We start from the raw sequence: 26,788 nt of genomic DNA, 5'->3' as shown, positions 1-26,788 counted from the left end.
CCTTGGGAGTTGATGATTCATGGATATCCGTAAAGTTAAGAAACTGATCGAATTGCTGGAAGAGTCCGGCATCGACGAGCTCGAGATCAAGGAAGGCGAAGAGTCCGTACGCATCAGCCGTCACAGCAAGACCCCGGCTCAGCAGTACTACGCGCCTGCACCGATGCAAGCGCCGGCCGCTGCACCAGCCGCCGCTCCTGTAGCTGCAGCTGCTCCGGTTGCCGCTGCTGCCCCGGCGCTGAACGGCACTGTTGCCCGTTCGCCGATGGTCGGCACGTTCTACCGCAAGTCTTCGCCAGCCTCGCCGTCCTTCGTTGAAGTCGGCCAGACCGTGAAGAAAGGCGACACTCTGTGCATCGTTGAAGCCATGAAGATGATGAACCACATCGAAGCTGAAACCAGCGGTGTGATCGAGTCCATCCTCGTCGAAGACGGCCAGCCGGTTGAGTACGACCAACCGCTGTTCACCATCGTTTGAACTGCGGAGAGCCTTTGATGACTGCGAAGTTGGAAAAAGTTCTGATCGCGAACCGCGGTGAGATCGCCCTGCGGATTCTGCGTGCCTGCAAAGAGATGGGCATCAAGACCGTCGCCGTTTACTCCAAGGCCGACAAAGAGCTGATGCACCTGGGTCTGGCAGACGAATCCGTCTGCATCGGCCCGGCATCGGCCTCTCAGTCTTACCTGCACATCCCGGCCATCATCGCTGCCGCCGAAGTGACTGGCGCTACCGCCATTCACCCAGGCTACGGTTTCCTCGCGGAAAACGCCGACTTTGCCGAGCAGGTCGAGAACTCCGGTTTCGCTTTCATCGGCCCGAAAGCCGACACCATTCGCCTGATGGGCGACAAGGTATCGGCCAAGCACGCGATGATCGAAGCAGGCGTGCCAACCGTTCCAGGTTCTGACGGCCCACTGCCGGAAGACGAAGAAACGGCGCTGCGCATCGGTCGTGAAGTCGGCTACCCGGTGATCATCAAAGCCGCTGGCGGCGGTGGTGGTCGCGGCATGCGCGTGGTGCACAAGGAAGAAGACCTGATCTCGTTCGCCAAACTGACCCGCACCGAAGCAGGCGCGGCGTTTGGCAACCCGATGGTCTATCTGGAAAAATTCCTGACCAACCCGCGTCACGTCGAAGTGCAGGTTCTGTCCGACGGCCAGGGTCACGCCATCCATCTGGGCGACCGCGATTGCTCGCTGCAACGTCGTCACCAGAAGGTTCTCGAAGAAGCGCCGGCACCGGGCATCGACGAGCAGGCTCGCCAGGAAGTTCTGGCTCGCTGCGTCAAGGCGTGCATCGACATCGGCTACCGAGGCGCCGGCACTTTCGAGTTCCTGTACGAGAACGGTCGTTTCTACTTCATCGAAATGAACACCCGTGTTCAGGTGGAGCACCCGGTTTCGGAAATGGTTACCGGTATCGACATCGTCAAGGAGATGCTCAGCATCGCCGCTGGCAACAAGCTGTCGTTCACGCAGGATGACGTGGTTATCCGCGGTCACTCGCTGGAATGCCGGATCAACGCTGAAGACCCGAAAACCTTCATGCCGAGCCCGGGCACGGTCAAGCATTTCCACGCTCCAGGCGGCAACGGCGTTCGCGTCGATTCGCACCTGTACAGCGGTTATGCCGTTCCGCCGAACTACGACTCGCTGATCGGCAAGCTGATCACTTACGGCGCTACCCGCGACGAAGCCATGGCCCGCATGCGCAATGCCCTGGACGAAATCGTGGTTGACGGGATCAAGACCAACATCCCGCTGCACCGTGATCTGGTTCGTGACGAAGGCTTCTGCAAAGGGGGCGTGAACATTCACTACCTCGAGCACAAGCTGGCTGACGAGAAGCACTAATCTTCAGCCCGCACCAGACAAAGCCGCCTTCGGGCGGCTTTGTTGCATCTGCAGGTTTCACCCCCCCTGTGGGAGCGAGCCTGCTCGCGAAGAGGCCGTGCCAGTCGCCACCTTCATTGCTGACCCACCGCGTTCGCGAGCAGGCTCGCTCCCACAGGTTCCACGCTTCGCTCAACATCTGCGCTACAAATGCAGCTCCCACAAACCCTGCGCGCTCGCGTAAACTTGCGCGCTTCTCGCAGACCGCTAGTCTGCAATCAATATTTTTCAAAGGTGCCCGCCATGCCTTGGCTGCAAGTACGACTCGCCATCAGCCCGGAACAAGCCGAAACCTACGAAGACGCTTTCCTTGAAGTCGGCGCTGTTTCGGTGACCTTCATGGACGCCGAAGACCAGCCGATCTTCGAGCCGGAACTCAACACCACTCCGCTGTGGGCACACACTCACCTGCTGGCCCTGTTCGAGGGCGGCACCGAGCCTGCCCCGGTGCTGGCCCACCTCGAATTGCTGACCGGTAGCCCGCTGCCCGAGCACCACAGCGAAATTATCGAAGACCAGGATTGGGAACGCAGCTGGATGGATGGTTTCCAGCCAATGCGTTTCGGCCAGCGCCTGTGGATCGTCCCGAGCTGGCATGCCGCACCCGAGCCTGACGCAGTCAACCTGCTGCTGGATCCGGGCCTGGCGTTCGGCACCGGCACCCACCCGACCACCGCGCTGTGCCTGGAATGGCTCGACGGTCAGGACCTCAAAGACTGCAACGTGCTGGATTTCGGCTGTGGCTCGGGGATTCTGGCCATCGCCGCCCTGCTGCTCGGTGCCAAGGAAGCCGTCGGCACCGACATCGACGTGCAGGCGCTGGAAGCCTCGCGCGACAACGCCGGGCGCAACAATATCGCCGATGAGCTGTTCCCGCTGTACCTTCCGCAAGATCTGCCGCAGGTCAAAGCCGACGTGCTGGTCGCCAACATCCTCGCCGGCCCGCTGGTTTCGCTGGCACCGCAATTGTCCAGCCTGGTCAAATCCGGCGGGCGTCTGGCGCTGTCGGGCATCCTCGCCGAACAAGGTGATGAAGTCGCTGCTGCCTACGCTCAGGACTTCGATCTCGACCCGATCGCCAATCGCGATGGCTGGGTGCGCATCACCGGGCGTCGGCGCTAGAATGGCCGCCTGCATAATCCGGATCGCCGCATGACCGACAGCTTCGTCACTCAGTGCCCGCATTGCCAAACCAGTTTCCGCGTCAGCCACGCTCAATTGAGCGTGGCCCGCGGGGTGGTTCGCTGCGGCTCCTGCCTGCAAGTGTTCAACGCCGCCAAACAGCTGCTTGAGCAGCACGCGGGCAAGGATGCGGTGACGCCGGTTGCACCCGCCAATGCCGAACAACTGCCGGTTGCACCACCGCCGGTGGTTGAATCGCCCGCGGTCGTCGAGCCACCTGTCACCCGCGCCATCAGCCAAAAGCAATGGAGCGCTGCGGATCTGGACCTCGACAGTCTCGACCTGGACGAAGAACTCGCCCGCCTCGAACAACGGGAAATCCAGCCGACCACCGAATTCGGTCGCCCGCGCGAAGACTCCCTCAGTGCCCGCCGCGACAGTCCGGAACCGGATGAAGCGGTCTGGCCCGACAGCCTGTTCAGCCAGCCTGCCGATGAGAGAGCAGAGCCTGAAGCCGAACCGCAAGTGATCGAGGATCCGATCAAACCCGCACGCACCGAGCCCTCGCTGTCGCTGGAGCCGGTGGATCTGGATGATGAACCGGCGATCCCGCAATTGCGCCTGCACGATCCGATCGATCCGAATGCCCGCCGCGAACGCTTGTCCGCCAGTGACGACAGCGATGACGATCTGCCATTGCTCGAACCGCAGCGCAAAAAACGTGAGCGCGCAGACTCCGGCGTACGCGCCGAAGTCTTGCAGGACCTGACTGACGACCCGCTGCAACTGGACTGGCAAAAGCGCCGCTCACCCTGGGCCCGTCGCCTGCTGTGGCTGGTGTTGGTGTTGCTCGCCGCTGGCGGCCTCGCCGCCCAGTACATCAGCTACCATTTCGACGAACTGGCGCGGCAGGATCAATACCGGCCATGGTTCCAGCAAGTCTGCCCGCAAATCGGCTGCACGGTGCCGTCCAAGGTCGACATTGCCAGAATCAAAAGCAGCAACCTGGTCGTGCGCAGCCATCCGGAGTTCAACGGCGCGCTGGTAGTCGACGCGATCATTTATAACCGCGCAACGTTCTCCCAGCCGTTTCCTTTGCTGGAGCTGCGGTTTGCCGACCTCAACGGGCACCTGATCGCCAGTCGGCGCTTCAAACCCGGCGAATACTTGAGCGGCGATCTCGAAGGTTTGGCGGAGATGCCGCCACAAACGCCGATCCACATCGCGCTGGATATTCTCGATCCAGGCCCTAAAGCGGTGAATTACAGCCTGAGTTTTCACTCGCCCGAGTGAATCGCTTCATCGTTTCTGAATTGACGGCAATTTTCTGACTTCGCGCCGGGCTACCGAACCGCTGGCGATAAGAAAATAACTGTTCAGATTTTGTTCAATTCAGCCTTTATCCAGTCATCGAGAGCGGGTATCATGCCAACCCTTTTTCGAACTCTCATGATCCGGCCCCACTTCAGGGAAGTCCTATGTCGGCGGTACGCATCGGCCCATATACATTACAGAACGGCTTGATTCTCGCCCCGATGGCGGGGGTCACCGACCAGCCCTTTCGTCAGCTTTGCAAGCGTTTGGGCGCAGGGCTTGTGGTCTCGGAAATGGTCACCAGTGACATGAGCCTGTGGAACACCCGCAAGTCGCGCATGCGCATGATCCACGAAGGCGATCCCGAGCCACGCTCGGTACAGATTGCCGGTGGTGATGCACAGATGCTGGCAAATGCGGCCCGCGCCAACGTCGAACTGGGCGCACAGATTATTGATATCAACATGGGTTGCCCGGCAAAGAAGGTCTGCAACAAGGCCGCCGGCTCCGCGTTGTTGAAAGATGAAGCACTGGTGACCGAGATCCTGCAGGCCGTCGTGGCTGCGGTTGATGTGCCGGTCACCCTGAAGATCCGCACTGGCTGGGATCGCGACAACAAGAACGGACTGACTGTGGCGAAGATCGCCGAGCAGGCCGGGATCACCGCGCTGGCAGTGCATGGCCGCACTCGCGCCGATCTTTATAAAGGTGAAGCCGAGTACGACACGATTGCCGCGATCAAGCAGGCCGTGTCGATCCCGGTGTTTGCCAATGGCGATATTGATTCGCCGGAAAAGGCCCGTTACGTGCTCGACGCGACCGGTGCCGATGGCCTGTTGGTAGGCCGAGCCGCCCAAGGGCGGCCATGGATTTTTCGCGAGATCGATCACTTCCTGCGCACTGGCGAGAAATTGCCGGCACCGGAGCTGACCGAGGTGGAACACATTCTGCTAGAGCATCTGGCCGCACTTCACGCTTTCTATGGGGATGTGATGGGCGTGCGTATTGCTCGAAAGCATGTGGGCTGGTATCTCGCAACCTTGCCGGGCGCCAAGGAGTTTCGCGCCCACTTCAATCGTTTGGATGGTACGGAAACACAATGCGCCAACGTTCGGGAGTTCTTCGCCGAGCGTTACAAGAGCCTGACAGGGGACGAAGAAGGGGTGGCCGCATGACGATGATGACCGAGACTTTAGTGAGTGGAACAGCACCCGTGAGCGACAACGTGAATTTGAAACAGCACCTCAATACGCCGAGCGAAGAAGGTCAGACCCTTCGCGGGAGTGTCGAGAAGGCGCTGCACAATTATTTCGCCCACCTTGAGGGCGCGTCCGTCACGGATGTGTACAACCTTGTGCTCTCCGAAGTCGAGGCTCCCCTGCTCGAAAGCGTGATGAACTACGTCAAGGGCAACCAGACCAAGGCCAGCGAGCTGCTCGGACTCAACCGAGGCACGCTGCGCAAGAAACTCAAGCAGTACGATCTGCTGTAAGCATTCAATCAAACCAGAAAGGCGCCCGCGTAAAACCGGTCGCCTTTTTTGCTGACTTCCTTTGCTTTTGATGGAAATTGAGATGACCGACCAGACTACCCGCCTGCCGATCCGCCGCGCCTTGATCAGCGTTTCCGACAAGACCGGGATCCTCGAATTCGCCAAGGAGCTTGAAGCCCTGGGCGTCGAGATCCTCTCCACCGGCGGAACGTTCAAGCTGCTGCGCGACAACGGCGTTGCCGCAGTGGAAGTCGCGGATTACACCGGTTTCGCGGAGATGATGGACGGTCGGGTGAAGACCCTGCACCCGAAAATCCACGGTGGCATCCTCGGTCGTCGCGGTATCGACGACGCCATCATGAACGAACACGGCATCAAGCCGATCGATCTGGTAGCGGTCAACCTGTACCCGTTCGAAGCGACCATCAACAAGCCAGGTTGCGACCTGCCGACCGCCATCGAGAACATCGACATCGGCGGCCCGACCATGGTCCGTTCGGCAGCAAAAAACCATAAAGATGTCGCGATCGTGGTCAACGCCAGCGATTACGCCAACGTCCTCGAAAACCTCAAGTCCGGTGGCCTGACCTACGCTCAGCGTTTCGACCTGATGCTCAAGGCGTTCGAACACACCGCCGCCTACGACGGCATGATCGCCAACTACATGGGCACCGTGAACCAGGCCGCTGAAACCCTCAGCACGCAAGGTCGCAGCGAATTCCCGCGCACCTTCAACAGCCAGTTCATCAAGGCTCAGGAAATGCGCTACGGCGAGAACCCGCACCAGAGCGCGGCGTTCTATGTGGAAGCCAAACCTGCCGAAGTCGGCATCGCTACCGCGACCCAACTGCAAGGCAAAGAGCTGTCGTACAACAACGTGGCCGACACCGACGCTGCGCTGGAATGTGTGAAGAGCTTCGTCAAGCCAGCCTGCGTGATCGTCAAGCACGCCAACCCGTGCGGCGTGGCGGTGAGCCCGGACGCCGAAGGCGGCATCCGTCAGGCCTACGAACTGGCTTACGCTACCGACACCGAATCGGCGTTCGGCGGCATCATTGCCTTCAACCGCGAACTGGATGCCGAGACCGCCAAAGCGATCGTCGAGCGTCAGTTCGTTGAAGTGATCATCGCCCCTTCCGTGAGCGAAGAAGCCCGGGCCATCGTTGCCGCCAAAGCCAACGTGCGCCTGCTGGCCTGTGGCGAGTGGTCGGCTGACCGCGCTGCCGCGTGGGACTACAAGCGCGTCAACGGCGGCCTGCTGGTACAAAGCCGCGACATCGGCATGATCGGCAGCGAAGACCTGAAAGTCGTGACCAAGCGTGCACCGACCGAACAGGAAATCAACGACCTGATCTTCGCCTGGAAAGTGGCCAAGTACGTCAAATCCAACGCGATCGTCTACGCCAAGAACCGCCAGACCATCGGTGTCGGCGCTGGCCAGATGAGCCGCGTAAACTCCGCACGTATCGCTGCGATCAAGGCTGAACACGCGGGTCTGCAAGTGGCGGGTTCGGTAATGGCATCGGACGCGTTCTTCCCGTTCCGCGACGGTCTGGACAATGCGGCCAAGGTCGGCATCACTGCGGTGATCCAGCCAGGTGGCTCGATGCGTGATGCTGAAGTGATTGCCGCTGCCGATGAGGCAGGGATTGCGATGGTGTTCACAGGTATGCGCCACTTCCGCCATTGAAGCAGCCACAAGTTTCAAGCTGAAAGCTGCAAGAAAGAGCAGACAGGTGTCGCTCCCTCTTGCAGGTGCAGCCTTATTAATTCAAAGCACAAGCTGTAAATGAGCGCCACGCAGTCGCTCTAACTTGCAGCTTGTAGCTTGCAGCTTTCTCCGAAGGAGTCTCTCTTTGAATGTTTTGATCATTGGCAGCGGTGGCCGTGAACACGCTCTGGCCTGGAAAGTGGCTCAGGATCCGCGCGTGCAGAAGGTTTTCGTTGCCCCGGGCAACGCCGGTACGGCGATTGAAGCCAAGTGCGAGAACGTCGCCATTGACGTGCTGGCCCTTGAGCAGCTTGCCGATTTCGCCGAGAAAAACGTTTCCCTGACCATCGTCGGCCCGGAAGTGCCGCTGGTGGCTGGCGTTGTCGACTTGTTCCGTTCCCGTGGCCTGGACTGCTTCGGTCCGACCGCTGGCGCTGCACAGCTAGAAGGCTCGAAGGCGTTCACCAAGGACTTCCTGGCGCGCCACAAGATCCCGACCGCCGACTACCAGAATTTCACCGAGATCGAGCCAGCCCTGGCTTATCTGCGTGAAAAAGGCGCACCGATCGTGATCAAGGCTGATGGCCTGGCCGCCGGTAAAGGCGTGATCGTTGCCATGACCCTGGCTGAAGCCGAAGACGCCGTGCGCGACATGCTTGCCGGCAATGCTTTCGGCGATGCCGGTTCGCGCGTGGTCATTGAAGAATTCCTCGACGGCGAAGAAGCCTCGTTCATCGTCATGGTTGACGGCAAGAACGTCCTGCCGATGGCCACCAGTCAGGACCACAAACGCGTCGGCGACGGCGACAGCGGCCCGAACACCGGCGGCATGGGTGCTTACTCCCCTGCCCCGGTAGTGACCGCCGACGTGCACAAGCGCGTGATGGACCTGGTGATCTGGCCGACCGTGCGCGGCATGGCCGATGAAGGCAACGTCTACACCGGTTTCCTCTATGCCGGTCTGATGATCGACAAGGCCGGCAACCCGAAAGTCATCGAGTTCAACTGCCGTTTCGGTGATCCGGAAACCCAACCGGTGATGCTGCGTTTACAGTCGAGCCTGGTGCTGTTGGTTGAAGCTGCCCTGGCGCAAGCGCTGGACAAGGTCGAGGCGCAGTGGGATCCACGTCCGAGCGTTGGCATCGTGCTGGCCGCTGGCGGCTACCCGGGCGACTACGCCAAAGGCGCCGCGATCAACGGTCTGGACGCTGCGGCAAGCCTGGAAGGCAAAGTCTTCCACGCCGGCACTGCGCTGAAAGATGGCCAGGTCGTAACCGCCGGTGGTCGCGTACTCTGCGCCACCGCAATGGGCGCCAGCGTCAGTGATGCGCAACAGCAAGCCTACAAGCTGGCGGCCGCGATCGACTGGGAAGGCAGCTTCTACCGCAAGGACATTGGCTACCGCGCCATTGCCCGTGAACGTGGCGAAACCCAGGAATAAGCTGTCCATGAAGTCCGGTGAGGGATACCGCTCCTCGCCGGGCTGTTCCGCCGCCGCGCGTCGTTATACTCTGGCATCAACCTAAGAAGGGATTTCGCCGTGCGCTGGCTCAGGATTGCCATAAGCTTCACCGTCACGTTGCTGACCTTGCTCTGCATGCTCCCGGCCCAGGCCACGCAAGGCAGTGGCTGGTCGGTATTGCTCGACGATCTGGGCAATCTGCAACTGAGCGATATCCGCTCAGCCCGTTACACCAACCAATTCAGCCCCATCGACCTTGACCGCCTCACCGCGGCCGAGCCCGAGGGAGCACTGTGGCTGCGCTTCAGGCTCGCGCCCGGCAAGCACGAACAAGTGCTGCGGATCTTCGCCCCGGACCTGTCACACCTCAATCTGTACGTGCTTGACGGCGACCAACTGATCGAGCAACGCAACACCGGCACCTACCAGCCCCAGGCTGAACGGCCGCTACCGAGCAGCGACTTCATGCTGCCGCTGCCGCAAAGTAGCAAGCCTCTCGACGTCTACGTGCGGCTGGTTTCCGACCATCAGTTACGCCCGCACATCACCCTGCAATCGGCGGTCATGAGCGCGGCCGACCAGAACCAGACACTGATCTTCGGCTTGCTGTTCGGCTGCCTCGCCATGCTGTTGCTGCACAATCTCGTGCGCTACGCCTACTCCCGCTCACGCAGCAGCCTGTGGCTGGCGATCTGCGAGGGTCTGTTGGGACTCAGCCTGTTGCTGTTGCTCAACCTCGCCGGCCCCTGGCTACCGAACTGGCATGCGATCCAGACGCCCGGGGCTTATCTCGCGTTGCTGCTGACCGCGCCGGCCGGTTTGATGTTTGCCTTGCGCTTCTTCGCCCCGCTGGGCCCGCATCCGCTGAACAAACTGTTGCTGGGCGACATTCTGTTTATCGTGACGTGCAGCTTGTTGCTGTTGTTCGTCAACACCTTGCCCCTGAACATCATCACTTACGCGCTGGTGGCACTCGCCGGTCTGAGCATGTTGTTTGTCGCGTTCTATCACTGGCAGAAGGGCTACCGCCCGGCGCGGTTGTTTGTTGCTGCCATGGTGGTGTTCAACATCGGTACGCTGATCATTTTTCCGGCATTGCTGGGCCTGACACTGGTCGCGCCGCAAGGCCTGATCATGACGTTGATGGTGTTTATCTGCATCAGCGGGCTGTTGATGAGCATTGCGCTGGGCGAGCGTCAACGCAGCATCACCGAAAGCCGTTTCAGCATCAGTCGCGACCTCGCCGCAAGCAACGCCGAGATCAACGCCAAAGCCGAATTCCTCGCCAAGATCAGTCACGAGATTCGCACGCCAATGAACGGCGTGCTGGGCATGACCGAGTTGCTGCTCGGTACCCCGTTGTCGGTCAAACAGCGCGATTACGTGCAGACCATCCACAGTGCCGGCAACGAACTGCTGACATTGATCAACGAGATCCTCGACATCTCCAAACTCGAATCCGGGCAGATCGAACTGGACGACGTGCAGTTCGATCTCAACGCGTTGATCGATGACTGCCTGAGCATCTACCGCGCCAAGGCCGAACAGCAGAACGTCGAGTTGATCAGCTTCATTCAGCCGCAAGTGCCGCGGGTGATCAGCGGCGACCCGACCCGTCTGCGCCAGACCCTGCTGAGTCTGCTGGAAAACGCCCTGAAAAAAACCGACGAAGGCGAAGTGCTGATCGTCGTCGCCCTCGATGAGCGCAGCAGCAAGCCGCGCCTGCGCATCGCCGTGCAGGACAGCGGCCAGCCGATGGAGCAGGAAGAGCGTGACGCGCTGATGCACGCCGAGCTGCACAGCAAGCATTTCCTTTCGGCCAATCGTCTGGGTGGCAATCTGGGCCTGGTGATCGCGCGGCAACTGATCCGGTTGATGCAGGGTGAATTCGGCATCAAAAGCGGCACCAATCAGGGCAGCACCCTGTGGCTGACGCTGCCGCTGGACCCGGATCGCCTTGAACACCCGACCTCCGACCTCGACAGCCCGTTGCAAGGCGCGCGGGTGTTGGTGGTCGATGACAACGACACCTGTCGCAAAGTGCTGGTGCAGCAATGCAGTGCCTGGGGCCTGAACGTCAGCGCCGTGCCGTCGGGCAAGGAAGCGCTGGCGCTGCTGCGCACCAAGGCGCACCTGCGTGATTACTTCGATGTGGTCCTGCTCGATCAGAACATGCCCGGCATGACCGGCATGCAACTGGCGGCCAAGATCAAGGAAGACCCGAGCCTGAACCACGACATCCTGTTGATCATGCTCACCGGCATCAGCAACGCGCCGAGCAAGATCATCGCGCGTAACTCGGGGATCAAAAGGATTCTGGCCAAACCGGTGGCCGGGTATACGCTCAAGACCACCCTCGCGGACGAACTCAACCAGCGCAACAAAGGCCAGGTGGTGTTCCAGCCGCAAGTGGTGACCGCGGCCACCGTGGCCAAAGTGCCGAGCGATTTCCGCATCCTCGTTGCCGAAGACAATACGATTTCGACCAAAGTGATTCGCGGCATGCTCGGCAAGCTCAACCTGCAACCCGACACCGCCAGCAACGGCGAAGAAGCACTGCAAGCGATGAAAGCCCAGCGTTACGACCTGGTGTTGATGGACTGCGAGATGCCAATCCTCGACGGTTTCTCCGCAACTCAGCAATTGCGCGCGTGGGAAGTCAGCAACCAACGCATCCGCACGCCGATCGTCGCGTTGACCGCGCACATTCTCGCCGAGCACAAGGAGCGCGCACGCCAGGCCGGAATGGACGGGCACATGTCCAAACCGGTCGAGCTGTCGCAATTGCGCGAATTGATCGAGCATTGGGTGGCCCAACGTGATCAACAGAACCGCACGGCGTCGACCTTCTGATTCGCTCAGATCTCCAGACTGCTCAGGTAGTTGAGCGAGCCGGTCAGCACCGACTTTTTGACCCTATCCCGAAACTGGGCGTAATGAAGGGTGTTGAACGTGATGGCGGCGATCTGTTCGACGCTGTTGTGGATGAGTGTCTCGTCTTCGCCAAACAGAAATCCCGAGACCTGTCGCCTGATCCTGAACTGACGATGGTAGATGCCCATCTCAACCTTGTTCGGGCCGCTCATGACGCAGGGAATTATCTGAAAATAACCGGCATCGCCACGAATGCTCGTGGACTCGAACCGTTTGAGCGCCAGGGTATTACGCTCAATTGCCAGCAGCGCACGACGCATTGGCTCGGAAAATTCCTCGCCCATGATGGTTGAGATCCGTTGCGTCGCCTGGCCGGCCATCAGACTGTTGCGTGATGGCGTCAGGGTCTGTGGTTTCGGCACATCCCAGCCGATAAACCTGAGTACCTTGCAGTAGTACTCAAACCAGTCAGTCGCTAGCCCGTCCTCAATTGCCGCGCGTGTCGCCATTTGTGCATGAGCGGTGCTCATGTAGATGTCATCCCGATGGGGCGTCGGCACACCGCTGGCGAATGCGACAACACTGGCGCCCACCACGGCGGCCTGCGGTGTCATGGGATCCGACATGACTTCACCTCCGCTGGCAGGGTCAACGTCGCAACATTGCCCGCAAGCCTGTCCCTGACTTTCACAGCAATCGCCGCACGCACAGGAACGTAGAGCTGTTCAACAAGGGTTTCACACGCGTGATGCACATGAACCAAACCGTGCAAATCATCAGATTGATACGACGGCTGGAATGGATTGGGGCTCAATACCTTTCGCGTCTTGAACTCGACATACGCACTGGTAATCGAGGTGGGAGATTTCGCGTCTATCACCAGCAAACGTACACTCGTCAACGGAGCTGACACTTTGGCTGGCGCAGGCTCAACTAATGCTTGCATGTGACATCGCAGCAGTTGGAGCGCCGGCTCTTTGTCCGGCAACTTTGCAATTCGCGCCAGAACCGCGGCGATTGTATGGGCGCCACCTAATGCACCGTGAGTCAACATAGCGGTAAACACATTTGGCACGAGTTCTTCTGTGTTGTGTCTGAACCCCCATGTCTGATTGGCCTTTTTGGGTCGTAACCAGTAGGCATCGAGTACTTCCATATAGGCGTCATACCAGATTAACCCAGGCGTTTTTTCAATCTTTTTATTAGCCACCAGCTGTGCCAGCAAGATCGAGTTGATCAGATCATCGTAAGCCGCCGCACCATCAACTTCAGGCACAAGCACAATGGAATTTCCCACCACCATCGTCAAACATTCGTCGACCATGTCACCCTCCTGAATATAAAAAAGGGCAGCCGACCCCGACCACCCTTCCAGCACTGATTAAATCTCGAACTCTTCGATTTTAGAAAGTGCATTCAGACCCAACTTGGTGCGTATATAGTCGCGAGTCGCATTGGCGGTATCCGTGTTTTTTTCAAATACGGTCTCGCCCCGATACATTTTCACGTTACGAACATCCACATCGACGAACAGCACTTTGTCCGACGTATTGCGGCGCTGAAAACGAACTGCACCGACAGCCATCAAGGGCACACCATTTACTTCGGTGCAGGCTCCGGTCGAGATGCCACCCACGCCGTTATTCAGAAGGTTTCGCTCATACAGCGTTAAGGCGGTCTCACGTTTGCTCAGTGCTGCAATTGCATCGGTTGCCACTTTCAGCATCAATGCACTAGTCGGACCGGGCAATGCCAGACCCGAGATAACCGAACCCAGAATTTCCAGTACCAGTTTGTCCATACGGACACTGGTACCGCCGACTTCAAGGTTATTGTAATAGATGCTGGTAGAAGACCAGCCCGCTTTGTTCATCACGTCACGGAACAACAAGTACCAATCCTGGCCCTGGTCTTCCCGCGGATACTTTTTGTTCGCTACCAGACTTGCGAAAAGATAGGCATTTTGTGCATCGCTTCGATTTACCTCACTGAGATAACCCGTAAAGGTCAAAATACCTTCACCAACGATAGAGGCTTTTTCCGGCACCACAACAGTATCGCCCGATGAAAAACTGCGGCTACGAATAGCAGGCATGTCACCAACATCATATTGCTGAATATCGCTCAAACACTTATCAACAAACGCTTTCTGCATTACCTGGTTACTCATCACGAATTCCTTGTCATTATTAAAACAAGTCCTCATGAACTTGCGAGAGCAACCATAACCAGCCAATCAAGAACATACAAACCTGAACATGTAACACAATCATCAAGCAAACAAAACGACAACTAACTACCAAACAACAGCAACTCGAAACACTTTAAAAAGTCGCTACCGACAAAAACCTGAACGACTGATAGACTCCATTCCCACACTCTCCTGTCGTGAGCCCAAACCATGCTCCACGTGTTATTCAGCGTTTACCTGAAGATGCTGGTGCTCTACAGCCCGTTCTTCGTGTTGTCCTGCTTCATCAGCCTGACCCGTGGTTATTCGCGCAAGGAGCAACGGCGCCTGGCGTGGAAAGTGGCGATCGCTACCCTGGTTTCCAGCGTCCTGCTGTATTTGTTCGGGCGAGTGATCTTCGACGTGTTCGGCATCACCGTGGACGCGTTCAGGATCGGTGCCGGTAGCGTGCTGTTCATCTCGGCGCTGGGCATGGCGCAAGGCAAGTCGGTGGTGCAAACCGACAATGTGCAGCAGGATGTGACCATCGTGCCGCTGACCATTCCGTTGACCGTCGGCCCCGGCACTATCGGCGCCTTGTTGGTCATGGGCGTCAGCCAGCCACACTGGGACGACAAACTCACGGCGATCGTGAGCATTGCGCTGGCCAGTTTCACCGTCGGCGTGGTGCTGTACCTGTCGAACCGCATCGAGCGGATTCTCGGCGATCAGGGTTTGCAGATTGTCAGTCGTTTGATGGGACTGTTTGTGTGCGCACTGGCGGCGCAGATCATCTTTACCGGGATCAAGGGTTATCTGGGGTAAAAAGGGTCGTGAGCTGATCCGCTCACGACCCCTCGTGTTCAGTTTGCCGTGAAATGTCAGGTGATCTTTTCAACGACTGCTTTGAGCGTGGCAACCCCTTGGTCATTTTTGGTTTGTGAAATGGCGCTCAGCCATTGTTCGACCGGGAATGCGCAATGCTCGTCTGCAACTCTGACGCTTATCTGCATCGACATGCCCGGTTTGCCCTCTTCGGGTATGACATGCCGCACGATCAGACTGTGTGCGTTGTCCGGATCGGTGAACACCAGTTGCCCATCAACCTGCGACATCAGCAGGCGCTCATTGCCAACCATGTCCAGAACCAGCGTGCCCTCACCGGCGACTTGCCGGGCGGATGGCCGGCGACTATCAACCACAATGCAATCCAGGCGCTGCCACGCGTCATCCAGGATCCGGTAGCTTGACGTCTGCGCACCAAAAGCCAGTACCAACGTGTTGATCCCGTCCGGCAGCAGCGCCACGAGATCGCTGACCTCGCCACTCACTTCAAGCGACAGCAACTCCCCTTCACGCTGTGCGTAACTGCCCGCCAGCCAGATGTCCTTCTGCGCACCACGGCTGAAAATCAAGCCGTCCACCGGATCGAACAGCAGCGGCACCGACTCATCGCGATTCCCCAGAAACACCGCCCACTGCCCGTCGGCGCGACCGGTAACATCGAACAGCCGGTCCAGTTGCGGCACGTAGTACGTGTAGCGACCCGCATGACGTTTGATTGGCAGGAACGGCGCGTGGTTTTGCTTGTTCAATAGTGCTCGCAAGCGCTCCTGCAACTGTTCGGGACGTTGGCCGGCCCCATCCGACCATTTGTTTTCGAAACTGATAATGCGTGCAGGCTGCTGATCTATCAGTTCCAGGTTGACGCCTTCGCGGGTTTGTCCGATCAGGCCTTGGCCGTCCATCAGCACTTGGGTAAAGGACCATTGCGACCAAACCATTTCCGCATCTGGCAAATGCTCCGGATGTAACAGGCGACTGCCACCGGCAAACGCCCGACGCAGTGCCTCGATATTCGTCAGAGGCTGGCGATAGAGCCGTCCCCAAATATCCATCAACCACGCGGCCTGTTTGTCAGGTGTCAGTCCAACCAGATCCAGCTCCGTGGTACCTGCGATTTTGGCCAGCAAGAACTTGTCGTCGACGCACCACATTGCCAGCGAATGTGTGCCGCCGACATTTTCCAGACCATTGATCGAGAACGGCGCAGTTTTCCACGTTTCGGCAAGCGCCGGTAAAGCGGCGAGCCAATCCGTATGCTTGTGCAACCAGTGCGTCCCGACGCCCACAAACTTCATCACGCCTTGCTTGTCGACCTCGAACAACAGGCCGTCTTCCCGGGTGGCGATGAAACGCTGAGCGAATTGGCTGACATCGATGACGTCGGTTGCGATAACTTGCGAGTCATCCGTTCCGGCCCCCCGCTGCAGCAGTCCGGCGCTTTTGCTGTAGAACAGCGGGAGATCACCCAGACCTGCATCCCAAACCAGCATCTTAGTATCCAGATCGAGGCCACTGGCACGGTTTAACTGGAAATACAGACCATCGGCCAGACGAATCCAGCCAACATCTCGAACCTCTTGCTGGACGTGACCGCGTATCTGCACAAACTGAGCTGGCCGCCAAATGGCCAGCCCCGCTGCCATGCCGGAGGTACTGTCGGCGTAGTCACGCGGCGTTTTGAAGCGATCAATCAATGAGCGCCAGTAACTGGCCGGCCGGCGCGGTGTGTAATCGCCCCAGGCAGCCGAAGTGTTGATGCACTCAAGCGTTACCGTGGACTCAGTCAGAAAATATTCAAAACCGGTCTCTACGCCGTTGTCGACCGCAAGCATCGTTTGTCGCACCCGAATGCCGCCGACAGTCTGTTCACAACCGACAATCCTTGAGCCACTGGCGGGATTCATCAACCGGTAGCGCTGGTTGACCGTGCCGGTGATGATGTCGACGCGCCAGACCGTCGCATGCTCGGGGTGATAGAACCAGGCGTGCCTGGCATCGGCTGCCGCCAGTGTCACGCCATCATTGATTGCCTCAGGCAGGTTGCGCGCATACAACAACCGCGCGTTCGCCACGTCATAGTAGGCGGTGACGAACACCGGCTGGTTTGCCGCGCTCAGTGGCACCCTGAACTTGTTCAATGGCACATAAGCGGTGGCGACGCGTTGCTCTGCCGCCAGCATTCGAATTCGCGCCAGCACCGCTGCCTGCGAGGTTTCTCTGCCTATCGAAATTTGCAATGTAGAAGCATTGGCCAAGGCAGTGGGATGCTCCAGCGTGATGGACACCAGCATCAGCCGCACGGCTTTCCAGTCGAGACGAAACAACTCACCGTTCGCCAGCTCGATGAAATCCACATGACCTTCGATGCGAATCCCGTCGACGTTGAGCGACACGCCATCAAAACCAACGCTTTTTTCGCTGGCCCAAGGTGCATGAAGTATCCACTGCGTCGCCGCGTAGTTGCGCAGGGAAACCGCAACAAGGCCCGGCGTCAGCCAGAGCTGACGCGTGCCTGGGGAGTGGCTGAAGATCTCGTAGGAAATGCACTGCTTCCACTCCTTCGGCAACTGCGGGACGACCAACTGACGGACATGTTCATCCAGCTGCACGTCTATGTTTGTCGGCTTATGGACCGGTAGCAGTTTGTAGAGGATGTGTTTCAGCGATGGAGTGCTGTACAGGTAAAACCGTTGGTTACCTTGTTTGTCATACTCCAACTTGTAAGCCGCACTGTTGCGTAACTGGGGATAGCGGGTATAGATGCCATCGTTGAAGCTGTCGACAATCGCTTCAAGGGCCACAGCAATAGGCGAACGGTATGAATACCAATGCGGCCCGGGGGCCTCACTCGAGGCACGCGGCGCAACCACCTCTCCTGGCTTTGGCACGTACTTGTGTCCCGTGCCCCCCAGTTGATACTCATATCCGTAAAAGCAGACAGGCGTACACGGCAGCACAACCGTATGGCGATCGCCGGCTCGGCCCTTGTCGAGCGTCATGACTTCGGGCAGTTCGAATGCCTCCCGAATGTTGATGGCCCGGTGCATGTGCTCTGGGGCAGAGGTGGACTGTGGTAACTCCGACCAGCTGCCCACCCACGGGTAAAAACTCTGGCTGTTGAACCGGACCTGATTATCTTGCAGATCAAGGCTCGTGATGACCGCCTCGGCCGGGAACTGCAAAACCCCGTGTTCGAGGGTATAGGCGCCGGGAGTGTAGGCATTCTGGATATCGCGCAGATGGTTGCCGACGGCCGTGGCCTTGTCCCGGATCTGCCCCAGATTGCTGGCGATGGCTGTCACGCCGATGCCGATACCGAGCAAAGGCACAGACAGGAAAGCCGCTGCCCCGCCAACGACGCCACCGGCCGCCAGCGCAACGATATCCAGCCCCAGCGCCGCCACGTTGAAGGCCAGCGACGTGGAAAACCTCGATCGCTGCTCATGGTTTTCGGCAATCGACAGGTTGTAAATATCGAACCCGATATTCGCCAGGGAAAATACGAAGCCGGCGCCAGTGGCAGCACGACCGGCCAAACGCCCCGAAACCGAGGTCTGTTTCAGCGCTTGTTCGGCCGCCGACACCTGTTGCACCAGCCGGGCGATCTGCACCACATCGCTGACCACGCCGAAACCCAGTTGTGCGTAGTTCACATACACCTGAACCTGAAGGGCAATCGCCAATGTCGGCATCTGTCCTTCACCGTCCTGGTAATCCCGTTGGCGCATTTCGGTGATCAGCGTCTGAATCGCAAAGGCGAAACTCAAGCGACTCCCGCCGTCGGCTTCACCCGCATGGGTGGGCTCGCCGGCCAGGGTTTTCACCAGTCGCTGAAGGTGGTGCCTGATCTTGCTGAACCGCGCGTCGGTGGTGGAAACCTTGAGTGTGTTCTGCGGGTGAAGAACGTCAGCCATGGTCAGCGAGTAACCCGCCTCCGGCGTTTTTTCGACGGTGTCCAGCAACGGCAGATATTCACGTCCCAGTTTGTACTCGGCACGCAAAAGGTCAGTGGCCTGGGCAAATTCCTGCGTCCAGTAACGAGCATCCAGCTGCGCCAGACTGGACCCCATTCGAGCGTTTTCACTCAAGGAGCGGGTGCGCCCGAGCGCCTGCTTTTCCCAGACCGACACACCTTGAACATCCGAAATCGCCTGGTTTTTCAGAAAGCTGTCGAGTCGCAGATTCGAAGAAAGCACTGTGTCGGCAATCTTCGTGGTGTTCAGTTCAGTAACATTGAATTGTGCTTTGGCGATGTCGCCCAGACCGTAAAGCCTGGCCATCGCGCCGTTTCCGGCACTCAAATAGAGCGCCATGCCCAGCGACAACTGTTGCGCCCCGGCAAAGCCGAAAATCGCGAAGTTGGGGTCGTAAAAACGAAAAACCGGCGTGTCGCCCTGCATGACTTTGGCCACCAGCAACGCGTGATTACCGGTATCGAGCAGCATGACGGCGGGTGCCGTTTTCGCTTGCAGCATCTGCACGACAGCCTCAACCCCCTGCAGACCGTGCGCGGTTCCGTGATCGGTGACTGGCGTTTGATGCAGCTCATCCAGCGCCAGCAGCAACGCTCGGGAATCAGCGTCAGCCGGTGTCTTGCCAGCGTTGGCAACACGCCCGATCAGCGCCCGCTCGGCCGCATCGCCCTGGGCCAGAGCCGACGCCGTCAGCAGGACCAGCGGATAGCAACGCCGGCCTGGATCGCCCGCGGTGTTCATCAGCAGATCCTGCGGCATTTGCCGGGTGGAAATGGCCCCGGCCTTGAAAAACAGTTCACGCACCTGACCGCCGCGCTGAAGGATTTGCCCGCGGTATTCACGTTGCGCAGTGCGGCTGATCTGCTCGATCCGTTCATGCCATCTGTTCAGCGTCAGCGGCTCGGTCAAGGCGAGCACCTTGAGCTCCCGCGTGGTGTGCGTGTCAGGCTGACCGCGCGGCGCCGGTGCGCTTTCGTTGTCTGCAGACTGGCGCTGACGCACGGCGTTCTCGATGGCGTTGTAGCGAGCGAACACACCGCCTTCCGAGGTTTGCCGAGCGATATTCGACACTTGCTGCCAAGCGTCGACGAATCCCGCGTCACCCAGGCTCGTGGCGCCGAAGATGCCACCCAGTATCACCCGCAGCATCGGGCTCAAGTGCTCAGGGTGGAGCGAGCCGTGGGCGACGTGGGTAAACAGTTCATTCAGGTTGCTGGTGAGCTCGACGCCATGGGAAGCGGGAATCTGGGTGTCGGATTGCGCGATGATTTGCTGACGCGTTTCAAAATCTATGGTGAAGGCTGTGTCGAAGGTGAAGTCACCGCTCAACTTGTCCTTCATCACGCGAATGAAGGAACCGCCCAGTTCATCCATCAACTGTTGTAATACCGAAGTCAGCAACACCGGTTTGCCTTCGATCACCGGCCAGCCTTGCTTGAACGTCAGGGTCTTTTGCTTCAGCAGGTCAGCCAATTGCCCGGCGTAACGCGCTTTCAGTTTTCCGGTTTGCCATTTTTCCTGCTCTTTAGCCAGCCATTGCTCGGGGTCGTCGTTGACGGTCCAGCCGGAGATCCTTTCCTCTTCCGTGACATCGTTATAGCCTTCGAGCAACTGCAGGTGATGGCTTATCTGATCAATCTGATCGGGCATCAGTTGCTGCTCGATGTACTGGGTCAGCCCCGAACTTGCGGCACCGGGACCGGTAAGAGTGACGGTGCCTCTCGCGCCGATTCGAATGCCGTCCGCGTAGTAGCTACCAATGGCATCAATGAGTTTGTACGCACGAAAAAGCGCGTCTGATTCAGGCAGTTTGCCCCGCGCCTGCATTTCATTGACCACGTCTTGAATAACATCAAACAACCGACCTTCATCCGCTGTGTCGATTCCGGCTTCAATGGAACGGCGTTCTACTTCCTGCAGACAATCATAATTCACCCGGATCATCTGCAAATACGCCATGGTCATGGCACTGCCCGGATGAGCAATGAAGTGAGCATTGACTTGTCCATTCTTCGAAAAGCCATGGAGCGTGCCGAGGCGAAGAGCGTCTAACGGGGCCGAGCGATCTTGCGGTGCAACAAAGATTTCATGAGCGGCGGGTTTGCTGCGCGCGAATGTGGTTAACGCCTCCGCATACTGAACAGGAATTTCTCCGGTAATGTCTTTGTAGCGAACTGCGTCGCGACCCGGCATCAACGCTTCGTTGTGATCCAGTAAAAGTTTCAGAACCCAAAGTTGCTGGTTGACATCAAAACCACTGATATCCACGCCACCCAACTTGCTGGCCAACGGTGGCAAGTAATCCATGTCACTGTAACGGCCACCTTCCAGATGCACGGCCTGCAAACGCACGACATCGCTCGCCGCTGCAAAGTTACCGCGCATGGCGATTTCGCGCTGATAGACATCCTGTAAAAAGTGCCCGGCGAACTCCTGGCGAACATCTCGCAATTGCAGGTCGGGACCGACCATTGCCAAATGCGTTTCCAGGCGTCGTTGGCGAAGGGCTTCGAGCGTCGATCGATCCATGCCGTAGGCGCGGACCATCAGGTCAATACGCGCATCATCTGCCCTGCCGCGCCACTGCGGTTGTTCGATGTACGCGAACATCTGCTGTTTCAACACCCGCGCCCGTTCCTCGATCATCTGCGACAACCGGGTGGATTTGGTGGCTTTATCGCCTCCCGATTCCATCGCATCAGCTCGTGCACTTTCAAGAATTACCCGATTCATCTCATGCGCCAACATTGCATCGCTGTCGTACCAGAGATTGAACTTGTATTCCTGAGACTTCAGCACCTCGCGCCAGATGTTCATATAGTCACGCTGGATACCGCCGACTTCACCACCGCCCACCCAGACAAAGTGCATGATTTTCGGCACGGGTTTGCCTACTCCAGCAAGCAGGTCCGCCGTCGCTGAAAGCCTCGCGATGTATTGACTCAATTCGGACTGAATCCGATTGATCGCCACGGGGGCGGATGGCCTGCTTTGGCTCAGTAATGACCCAAGCTTCTCCTGAAACAGCTTCACTGCCAGCAGCTTTTCGGCGGCATCGACGGTTTGACTGGCAACTTCATGAAGCGCAATCAGCGCCGCATATTCCGTAGAGCCGGCAAGCTCGACCAACGCCTGTTGCAGTATTGAAAAATCTTCCGCCGAAACAAACCCACTCTTGCTTGTAGAACTATTCAAAGTCCCCATCAGCCTTCATCCTTGAATCAATAGTTAATAGATCAAACAAAACTATTGATTAAGTCGGGCGAGCTCAAATATCAAAAAAAACAATCAGTGTCGCGTGCAACATCGATCAACATTCAAACTGCATAACGGTAGGATCCAGCGACAAGTTCATCCACAATACTTTCACCTGCGAACGCACAAGGCCGCGAACCCAAAGGGGTCGCGGCCTTGTTTTTGTTATCGCACTTTAAAATTGAAAGTATTAACCCAATGTCACGCCAACTGGAAGTTACTTACAACTTACCTCCGTGATCAACGGGCGACTGTTCAGGAAATCGGCTTTTCACCATACCAACGTGGCGTATAAACCCATTCCCCTCCTTCAGCCCGCGCAAAAGTGCAAGTAGTGGAGGAACCGATCAACACCATGGTGCGCATGTCTACCTGGTCCGGTGTCAAGGCGCCGAGAGTCGTGGTGCGCAGGGTCTGCCCCGGCCGGCCGATGTCACGTCCCAGCACCACAGGGGTTTGCGGTGTGCGATGTTGCGCGACGATTTCCAGGGCCCGCCCCAGTTGCCACGGACGGGCGCGCGAGATCGGGTTGTAGAACGCCAGCGCCAGATCCGCCTGCGCGGCCAGGTCGAGACGCTTCTCGATGATCGACCACGGTTTGAGGTTGTCCGACAGCGACATCACACAGAAATCATGGCCCAGCGGCGCGCCTGCCTGGGCAGCGGTGGCGAGGGACGCTGAGACGCCCGGGAGGATTTCCAGATCGACACGGTGCCACGCCGGATCATCGGACTCGTGCAACGCTTCGAGCACCGCCGCCGCCATGGCGAATACGCCCGGATCGCCGGACGACACCACGATCACCGAACGGCCCTCGGCCGCCAGTCTGAAGGCGTGGCGGGCGCGCTGCATTTCTTCGCGGTTGTCGGTGCAATGCTGCACTTGATCGTCGCGGAACGGGCCGGCCATGCGCACGTAGGTTTCATAGCCGAGCACGTCGGTGGCGCGAGCCAGTTCCGCTTTTACCGCAGGCACCATCAGTTCGGCAGCGCCGGGGCCAAGGCCGATCACCGCGAGACGACCGCGCGGGCGACCGATGTGCGCGACGTCCAGTGGCTGCTCGGCGACAGCGATGGCCAGGCCGTTTGCCTCAACGATTCTGGCTTCTGGCACCGCAACGCGCGCCAGTGCGCCGATGTCGCGTTGCGCCGTGACAAACCGCAATGGCACATTCAGTTCAAGTGCGGCTTCGGGCAGGTCCGCCGAAGCCATCTCGGTATCAGCCGCCACCAGACAAGCCAACGCCTGAACCGCGACGTTCGCCTGCTGCAACGCCGCACGAATCACACTCGGCAAATCCGCCACGTCTGCGCTCACCGCCACCGCCACACTGCGCGGATAGATCAGCAACTCATTGGCACTTGCCGCACGCTCGGCACTGCCGACATGAATCGAACGCTGCGCCTGTGGATCTTCCAGCAGTTGCGCCTGATCCAGCCACGGCGCCACGCCTTCGATGCGCACGCTATGCCCGGCCAGCAGATCGGAGACGAAGCGTTTACCCAGCTCCAGATCCGCCAGCGCGTAGCCGCTCGGAGGATTGAGCAGGCAGGTGCCAAAGCGCAGTTCGCCGCTGGTGGTGATCGCCGCCGCGACTTGCAGCCCTGCAGCGATCTCCCGCGCCATGACATTCACCCCGCCAAGACCACCGAGCAGCGGCACCACGGCGCTGCCGTCTTCGGCGACGGCCAGTACCGCAGGCTCGGCGCCTTTCTCCAGCAACAGCGGCGCCAGTGTGCGGATGACAATGCCGGCTGCGCACAGGGCAATGATCGGCGTGGCCTGCTGGTACAACTCGCGCAGGGTCACGCCGAATTCCTGATACGTGCAGTCGGCGCCTTCGACACGACCGGCGAGACCGTGGATCTGCGCCGCCGGATACACCTGCTGGATGCGCCGGGCAGTGGCCAGGCTACCCTGACCAAGAATGACAATCGCGGGAGTGGATGAAGTCATCAGCCTTGCCACCGTTCGCCGGGCACGATGATCAGCGAGAAGTACGGCGACGACATCGGCTCGACCTGGTCGATCGGCACGATCTTCTGATTGGCCATGGTCGCACGCTCGACGTACAGCGCCCGTTCGGCCAGGCCAAGTTCTTCCAGCACCTGCCGCACTTTGTGGAAATTGCGTCCCAGCTTCATGATCACTGCCGCGTCGGCATCGGCCAGACGTCGCTTCAATTCTTCATGAGGCAAGACGCCGGAGAGCACCGACAAACTCTGATTGCGATACACCAACGGCGCGCCCAGCACCGACGCGCCGCCAAGCATCGAGCAAACACCCGGCACCACTTGCGCCTCATAGCGGGTGGCCAGTCGATCATGCAAATACATGTAGGAGCCGTAGAAGAACGGATCGCCTTCACAGATCACCGCTACGTCACGGCCGGCGTCCAGATGCGCCGCAATCGTCTCGGCGGCTTCATCGTAGAAATCACTGATCACCTGTTCATAAGACAGCGGCGCCGGCAGCGCTTCGGTGGTCACCGGGTACACCAGCGGCAGCAGATTCTGCGCGTCCTGCAAGTGCGCTTCGATGATGCCGAACGCGTTGCCCTTCTTGCCCTTGGCGACGAAGTACGCCACCACCGGCGATTCGCGCAGCAGGCGCAAGGCCTTGACGGTGATCAGTTCCGGATCACCGGGGCCGACGCCCAGACCAATCAAACGTCCTTTGGCCTGCATCATTCGATCTCCGTCGCGAGGGCGTTGACCGCCGCAGCCGCCATGGCGCTACCGCCGAGTCGACCTTGCATGATCACAAACGGCACGCCACGGCTGTCGGCGGCCAGCGCCGCTTTCGATTCTGCCGCGCCGACGAAGCCCACCGGGAAGCCGAGAATCAGCGCCGGTTTCGGTGCGCCGGCATCGAGCATTTCCAGCAGATAAAACAGCGCGGTCGGCGCGTTGCCGATCACCACGACGCTGCCCTCCAGGTGCGGGCGCCACAGTTCCAGAGCGGCGGCGGAGCGGGTGTTGCCCAGTTCACGCGCCAACCCCGGCACGCTGTCGTCGCGCAGGGTGCAGATCACTTCGTTGTTGGCCGGCAGGCGCGCGCGGGTCACGCCTTCGGAGACCATTCGCGCATCGCAGAGGATCGGCGCACCCGCGGCCAGCGCAGCACGCCCGGCCTTGCCCGCACCCTCAGAGAATTGCAGACCGTCGATGGCCTCGACCATGCCGCAGGCGTGAATGACTCGCACCGCGAGTTTCTCCAGATCGGCGGGAATGCGCGCCAGATTGGCCTCGCTGCGAATGATCGCGAAGGAGTTGCGATAGATCTCCTGACCATCGCGGATGTAATCAAGCATCAAGGGGCTCCGGGAGCGGGCGTCGGGCAAGCATCGATAAGGACTGCCGCGGCCGCTTCAATAGTAAGGTTGCGTGCGTGCAGCGTGCCGAAAACCGGCTGTGCTGCATCGCGAAAATAGAGATCGTATTGACCGGCACTGACGGCCAGCAAGGTCGCCGGGGCACAGTGCGCGGCGGCGCACGAACGCGTGCAACCAGACAGATGTACGCTTTGCGCTTGCGGCAGCAGCGTCGCCAGCAAACGGGCATCGCTTTTGGTGTCGGCCAAGCCTTTGCCACAGCCGTTGGCGCCGGTGCAGGCGATCATTCTCGACAATGGCTCAGCGGCATCGGTCAGCAGGTGCAGCTGTTTGAGGCCTTCGATCACCTGGTTTACGTCGGTCTGCGTCACGTTCGGCAGCAGCAGGCTTTGCCACGGCGTGAAACGCAGGCTGCCGTCGCCGAAACGACGAGCCAGTTGGGCTACACCGCGCAGCATGGTCGGGTCGAGGCGACCGAGTGGCGGCACGCCTGCGACGTAGACAAGGTTGTTGGTGTTTTGCGGATGAGGGCCGATGTGCAGATCGTCCGCAACCGGCAGACGCTGCCAACCGCTGATCGCTTTGATCGGCAGGCGTGCTCTGAGCTGCTCAAGAAACACCAGCATCGGCAGTTCATCGAGCAAATGGCGCATGCGCGTTTGCTCGGGCCGCGCCAGTTCGAGGAACAGCTCCAGCACCGCGACCACCAGCGCATGGCCATTTTCCAGCGTCACCGCCCCGACCGCGCGATCGGTCGGGCACCCGGCCAGACCAAACGCCAGCAACGTCTCGCCATCGCGCTCGAACGCCGACAACCACAGGTCGTGGGGATGTTCGAGCATCGCCAGCGCTTCGCCGCCATCGAGTTGCACGGCGAACTTGGCGCTCAACTCGTGGAAACGTGGATGGCTCTGCAGCGTGACGAGGATCTGCTCGGCGAGTGCGCGGGTGTCGAAGCGCATCTGCCGGTCGATCCCGGCGGTTGGGCTGAGCATCAGATTGCGCACATCATCGCCTGCGGCGGTGCGCGGCCCGAGTCCGGCAGCCAGCAAACTGTCGATCAGGGCAGCGGATTGCCGGCCGATGCCACGAATTTGCAGGTTGGCGCGATTGGTCGCCTCAATCGCCCCGCCTGCGAACTGTTCGGCGGCATTGGCCACCGCGTCAGCCTGATCGGCGCTGATTGAGCCGCCATCGAGCTTGATCCGGCAGATGCCCCCGTCCAGTGCCTGGACGATACGCAGCAACCCCGGGCAAGCCGAGGGGCGTATGGCGGTGGACATCGGGCGTTCGTTCAAGGGGCTGACCGGCTGCGTGGGAAAGGCGCTTCGCGGGCGAAGG

At 59.4% G+C, this 26,788-nt stretch carries 18 protein-coding genes; 10 read left to right on the top strand and 8 right to left on the bottom strand.

The annotated features are described in order from the left end of the window. The first annotated feature begins 19 nt into the window (after positions 1–19). The 9 genes from accB (at position 20) to AB4P97_RS27220 (ending at position 11,847) form a co-directional block, all read left to right on the top strand. Positions 20–478, top strand: a complete 459-nt coding sequence (accB, locus tag AB4P97_RS27260) for an acetyl-CoA carboxylase biotin carboxyl carrier protein (RefSeq protein WP_042557474.1) — start codon at positions 20–22, stop codon at positions 476–478. A gap of 17 nt (positions 479–495) precedes the next feature. Then, on the top strand, positions 496–1,854 hold the full coding sequence (gene accC, locus AB4P97_RS27255) for an acetyl-CoA carboxylase biotin carboxylase subunit (RefSeq protein WP_042557473.1): 1,359 nt from the start codon (positions 496–498) through the stop codon (positions 1,852–1,854). Positions 1,855–2,136: 282 nt separating this feature from the next. Continuing rightward, positions 2,137–3,015 carry a 50S ribosomal protein L11 methyltransferase gene (gene prmA / locus AB4P97_RS27250; protein WP_115145893.1) on the top strand — a complete coding sequence of 293 codons (879 nt, stop codon included), beginning with the start codon at positions 2,137–2,139 and terminating at the stop codon, positions 3,013–3,015. Positions 3,016–3,045: 30 nt separating this feature from the next. After that, positions 3,046–4,308, top strand: a complete 1,263-nt coding sequence (locus tag AB4P97_RS27245) for a DUF3426 domain-containing protein (protein ID WP_395599423.1) — start codon at positions 3,046–3,048, stop codon at positions 4,306–4,308. A gap of 185 nt (positions 4,309–4,493) precedes the next feature. Next, positions 4,494–5,504 carry a tRNA dihydrouridine synthase DusB gene (gene dusB, locus AB4P97_RS27240; RefSeq protein WP_042557469.1) on the top strand — a complete coding sequence of 337 codons (1,011 nt, stop codon included), beginning with the start codon at positions 4,494–4,496 and terminating at the stop codon, positions 5,502–5,504. Then, positions 5,501–5,821, top strand: coding sequence for a DNA-binding transcriptional regulator Fis (gene fis, locus AB4P97_RS27235; RefSeq protein ID WP_003221275.1), 321 nt, complete (start codon positions 5,501–5,503; stop codon positions 5,819–5,821). The genes dusB and fis overlap by 4 nt, the downstream gene beginning before the upstream one ends. A gap of 82 nt (positions 5,822–5,903) precedes the next feature. Beyond that, the gene (purH, locus tag AB4P97_RS27230) at positions 5,904–7,511 is read left to right on the top strand and encodes a bifunctional phosphoribosylaminoimidazolecarboxamide formyltransferase/IMP cyclohydrolase (RefSeq protein ID WP_200614986.1); all 1,608 of its coding nucleotides are present in this window, start codon (positions 5,904–5,906) and stop codon (positions 7,509–7,511) included. A gap of 166 nt (positions 7,512–7,677) precedes the next feature. After that, complete coding sequence (gene purD, locus AB4P97_RS27225) at positions 7,678–8,973, top strand: phosphoribosylamine--glycine ligase (RefSeq protein ID WP_042557467.1); 1,296 nt, start codon at positions 7,678–7,680, stop codon at positions 8,971–8,973. Between the two features lie 99 nt (positions 8,974–9,072). Then, a complete protein-coding gene (locus AB4P97_RS27220; RefSeq protein WP_395601858.1) occupies positions 9,073–11,847 on the top strand; it encodes a response regulator in 2,775 nt (924 codons plus the stop codon). 5 nt (positions 11,848–11,852) lie between these two features. Here the strand turns inward: AB4P97_RS27220 and AB4P97_RS27215 are convergent, their stop codons facing one another. The 3 genes from AB4P97_RS27215 to AB4P97_RS27205 are packed head-to-tail and all read right to left on the bottom strand — an operon-like array spanning position 11,853 to position 14,038. Further along, a complete protein-coding gene (locus AB4P97_RS27215) occupies positions 11,853–12,494 on the bottom strand; it encodes a hypothetical protein (RefSeq protein WP_395601857.1) in 642 nt (213 codons plus the stop codon). Beyond that, the gene (locus tag AB4P97_RS27210; RefSeq protein ID WP_395601856.1) at positions 12,479–13,192 is read right to left on the bottom strand and encodes a hypothetical protein; all 714 of its coding nucleotides are present in this window, start codon (positions 13,190–13,192) and stop codon (positions 12,479–12,481) included. Before AB4P97_RS27210 ends, AB4P97_RS27215 begins: the two co-directional genes overlap by 16 nt. A gap of 57 nt (positions 13,193–13,249) precedes the next feature. Next, positions 13,250–14,038 carry a hypothetical protein gene (locus tag AB4P97_RS27205; protein WP_115145897.1) on the bottom strand — a complete coding sequence of 263 codons (789 nt, stop codon included), beginning with the start codon at positions 14,036–14,038 and terminating at the stop codon, positions 13,250–13,252. A gap of 231 nt (positions 14,039–14,269) precedes the next feature. On the opposite strand from AB4P97_RS27205, the gene AB4P97_RS27200 reads away from it, so the two are divergent. After that, complete coding sequence (locus AB4P97_RS27200) at positions 14,270–14,863, top strand: MarC family protein (protein ID WP_042557462.1); 594 nt, start codon at positions 14,270–14,272, stop codon at positions 14,861–14,863. A 56-nt stretch (positions 14,864–14,919) separates the two neighbouring features. Here the strand turns inward: AB4P97_RS27200 and AB4P97_RS27195 are convergent, their stop codons facing one another. From AB4P97_RS27195 to cobG, 5 genes are all read right to left on the bottom strand, one after another. Then, positions 14,920–22,062: a TcdA/TcdB pore-forming domain-containing protein gene (locus AB4P97_RS27195; protein WP_395601855.1), complete on the bottom strand. Its 7,143-nt coding sequence runs from the start codon at positions 22,060–22,062 to the stop codon at positions 14,920–14,922. Positions 22,063–22,368: 306 nt separating this feature from the next. Then, positions 22,369–24,069: a precorrin-3B C(17)-methyltransferase gene (gene cobJ, locus AB4P97_RS27190; RefSeq protein ID WP_395601854.1), complete on the bottom strand. Its 1,701-nt coding sequence runs from the start codon at positions 24,067–24,069 to the stop codon at positions 22,369–22,371. Further along, positions 24,069–24,803: a precorrin-2 C(20)-methyltransferase gene (locus AB4P97_RS27185; protein WP_390896383.1), complete on the bottom strand. Its 735-nt coding sequence runs from the start codon at positions 24,801–24,803 to the stop codon at positions 24,069–24,071. The genes cobJ and AB4P97_RS27185 overlap by 1 nt, the downstream gene beginning before the upstream one ends. Then, positions 24,800–25,426 carry a precorrin-8X methylmutase gene (locus AB4P97_RS27180; protein WP_042557460.1) on the bottom strand — a complete coding sequence of 209 codons (627 nt, stop codon included), beginning with the start codon at positions 25,424–25,426 and terminating at the stop codon, positions 24,800–24,802. Before AB4P97_RS27180 ends, AB4P97_RS27185 begins: the two co-directional genes overlap by 4 nt. Then, on the bottom strand, positions 25,426–26,730 hold the full coding sequence (gene cobG, locus AB4P97_RS27175; protein ID WP_395601853.1) for a precorrin-3B synthase: 1,305 nt from the start codon (positions 26,728–26,730) through the stop codon (positions 25,426–25,428). Before cobG ends, AB4P97_RS27180 begins: the two co-directional genes overlap by 1 nt. Between the last annotated feature and the right edge of the window lie 58 nt (positions 26,731–26,788).

Origin of the sequence: Pseudomonas sp. A1230, from assembly GCF_044218825.1 — a bacterium.
GTDB lineage: Bacteria > Pseudomonadota > Gammaproteobacteria > Pseudomonadales > Pseudomonadaceae > Aquipseudomonas > Aquipseudomonas iridis.
Note: the sequence above shows the minus strand (reverse complement) of the source record. Positions and strands in the feature narration are given on the sequence as shown.

Excerpts from the sequence above, each read along its gene's own strand:
- accB (WP_042557474.1), top strand. The coding sequence starts at position 20 with ATGGATATCCGTAAAGTTAAGAAACTGATCGAATTGCTGGAAGAGTCC.
- accC (WP_042557473.1), top strand. The coding sequence starts at position 496 with ATGACTGCGAAGTTGGAAAAAGTTCTGATCGCGAACCGCGGTGAGATC.
- prmA (WP_115145893.1), top strand. The coding sequence starts at position 2,137 with ATGCCTTGGCTGCAAGTACGACTCGCCATCAGCCCGGAACAAGCCGAA.
- AB4P97_RS27245 (WP_395599423.1), top strand. The coding sequence starts at position 3,046 with ATGACCGACAGCTTCGTCACTCAGTGCCCGCATTGCCAAACCAGTTTC.
- dusB (WP_042557469.1), top strand. The coding sequence starts at position 4,494 with ATGTCGGCGGTACGCATCGGCCCATATACATTACAGAACGGCTTGATT.
- fis (WP_003221275.1), top strand. The coding sequence starts at position 5,501 with ATGACGATGATGACCGAGACTTTAGTGAGTGGAACAGCACCCGTGAGC.
- purH (WP_200614986.1), top strand. The coding sequence starts at position 5,904 with ATGACCGACCAGACTACCCGCCTGCCGATCCGCCGCGCCTTGATCAGC.
- AB4P97_RS27215 (WP_395601857.1), bottom strand. The coding sequence starts at position 12,494 with ATGTCGGATCCCATGACACCGCAGGCCGCCGTGGTGGGCGCCAGTGTT.
- AB4P97_RS27210 (WP_395601856.1), bottom strand. The coding sequence starts at position 13,192 with ATGGTCGACGAATGTTTGACGATGGTGGTGGGAAATTCCATTGTGCTT.
- AB4P97_RS27205 (WP_115145897.1), bottom strand. The coding sequence starts at position 14,038 with ATGAGTAACCAGGTAATGCAGAAAGCGTTTGTTGATAAGTGTTTGAGC.
- AB4P97_RS27200 (WP_042557462.1), top strand. The coding sequence starts at position 14,270 with ATGCTCCACGTGTTATTCAGCGTTTACCTGAAGATGCTGGTGCTCTAC.
- AB4P97_RS27195 (WP_395601855.1), bottom strand. The coding sequence starts at position 22,062 with ATGGGGACTTTGAATAGTTCTACAAGCAAGAGTGGGTTTGTTTCGGCG.
- cobJ (WP_395601854.1), bottom strand. The coding sequence starts at position 24,069 with ATGACTTCATCCACTCCCGCGATTGTCATTCTTGGTCAGGGTAGCCTG.
- AB4P97_RS27185 (WP_390896383.1), bottom strand. The coding sequence starts at position 24,803 with ATGATGCAGGCCAAAGGACGTTTGATTGGTCTGGGCGTCGGCCCCGGT.
- AB4P97_RS27180 (WP_042557460.1), bottom strand. The coding sequence starts at position 25,426 with ATGCTTGATTACATCCGCGATGGTCAGGAGATCTATCGCAACTCCTTC.
- cobG (WP_395601853.1), bottom strand. The coding sequence starts at position 26,730 with ATGTCCACCGCCATACGCCCCTCGGCTTGCCCGGGGTTGCTGCGTATC.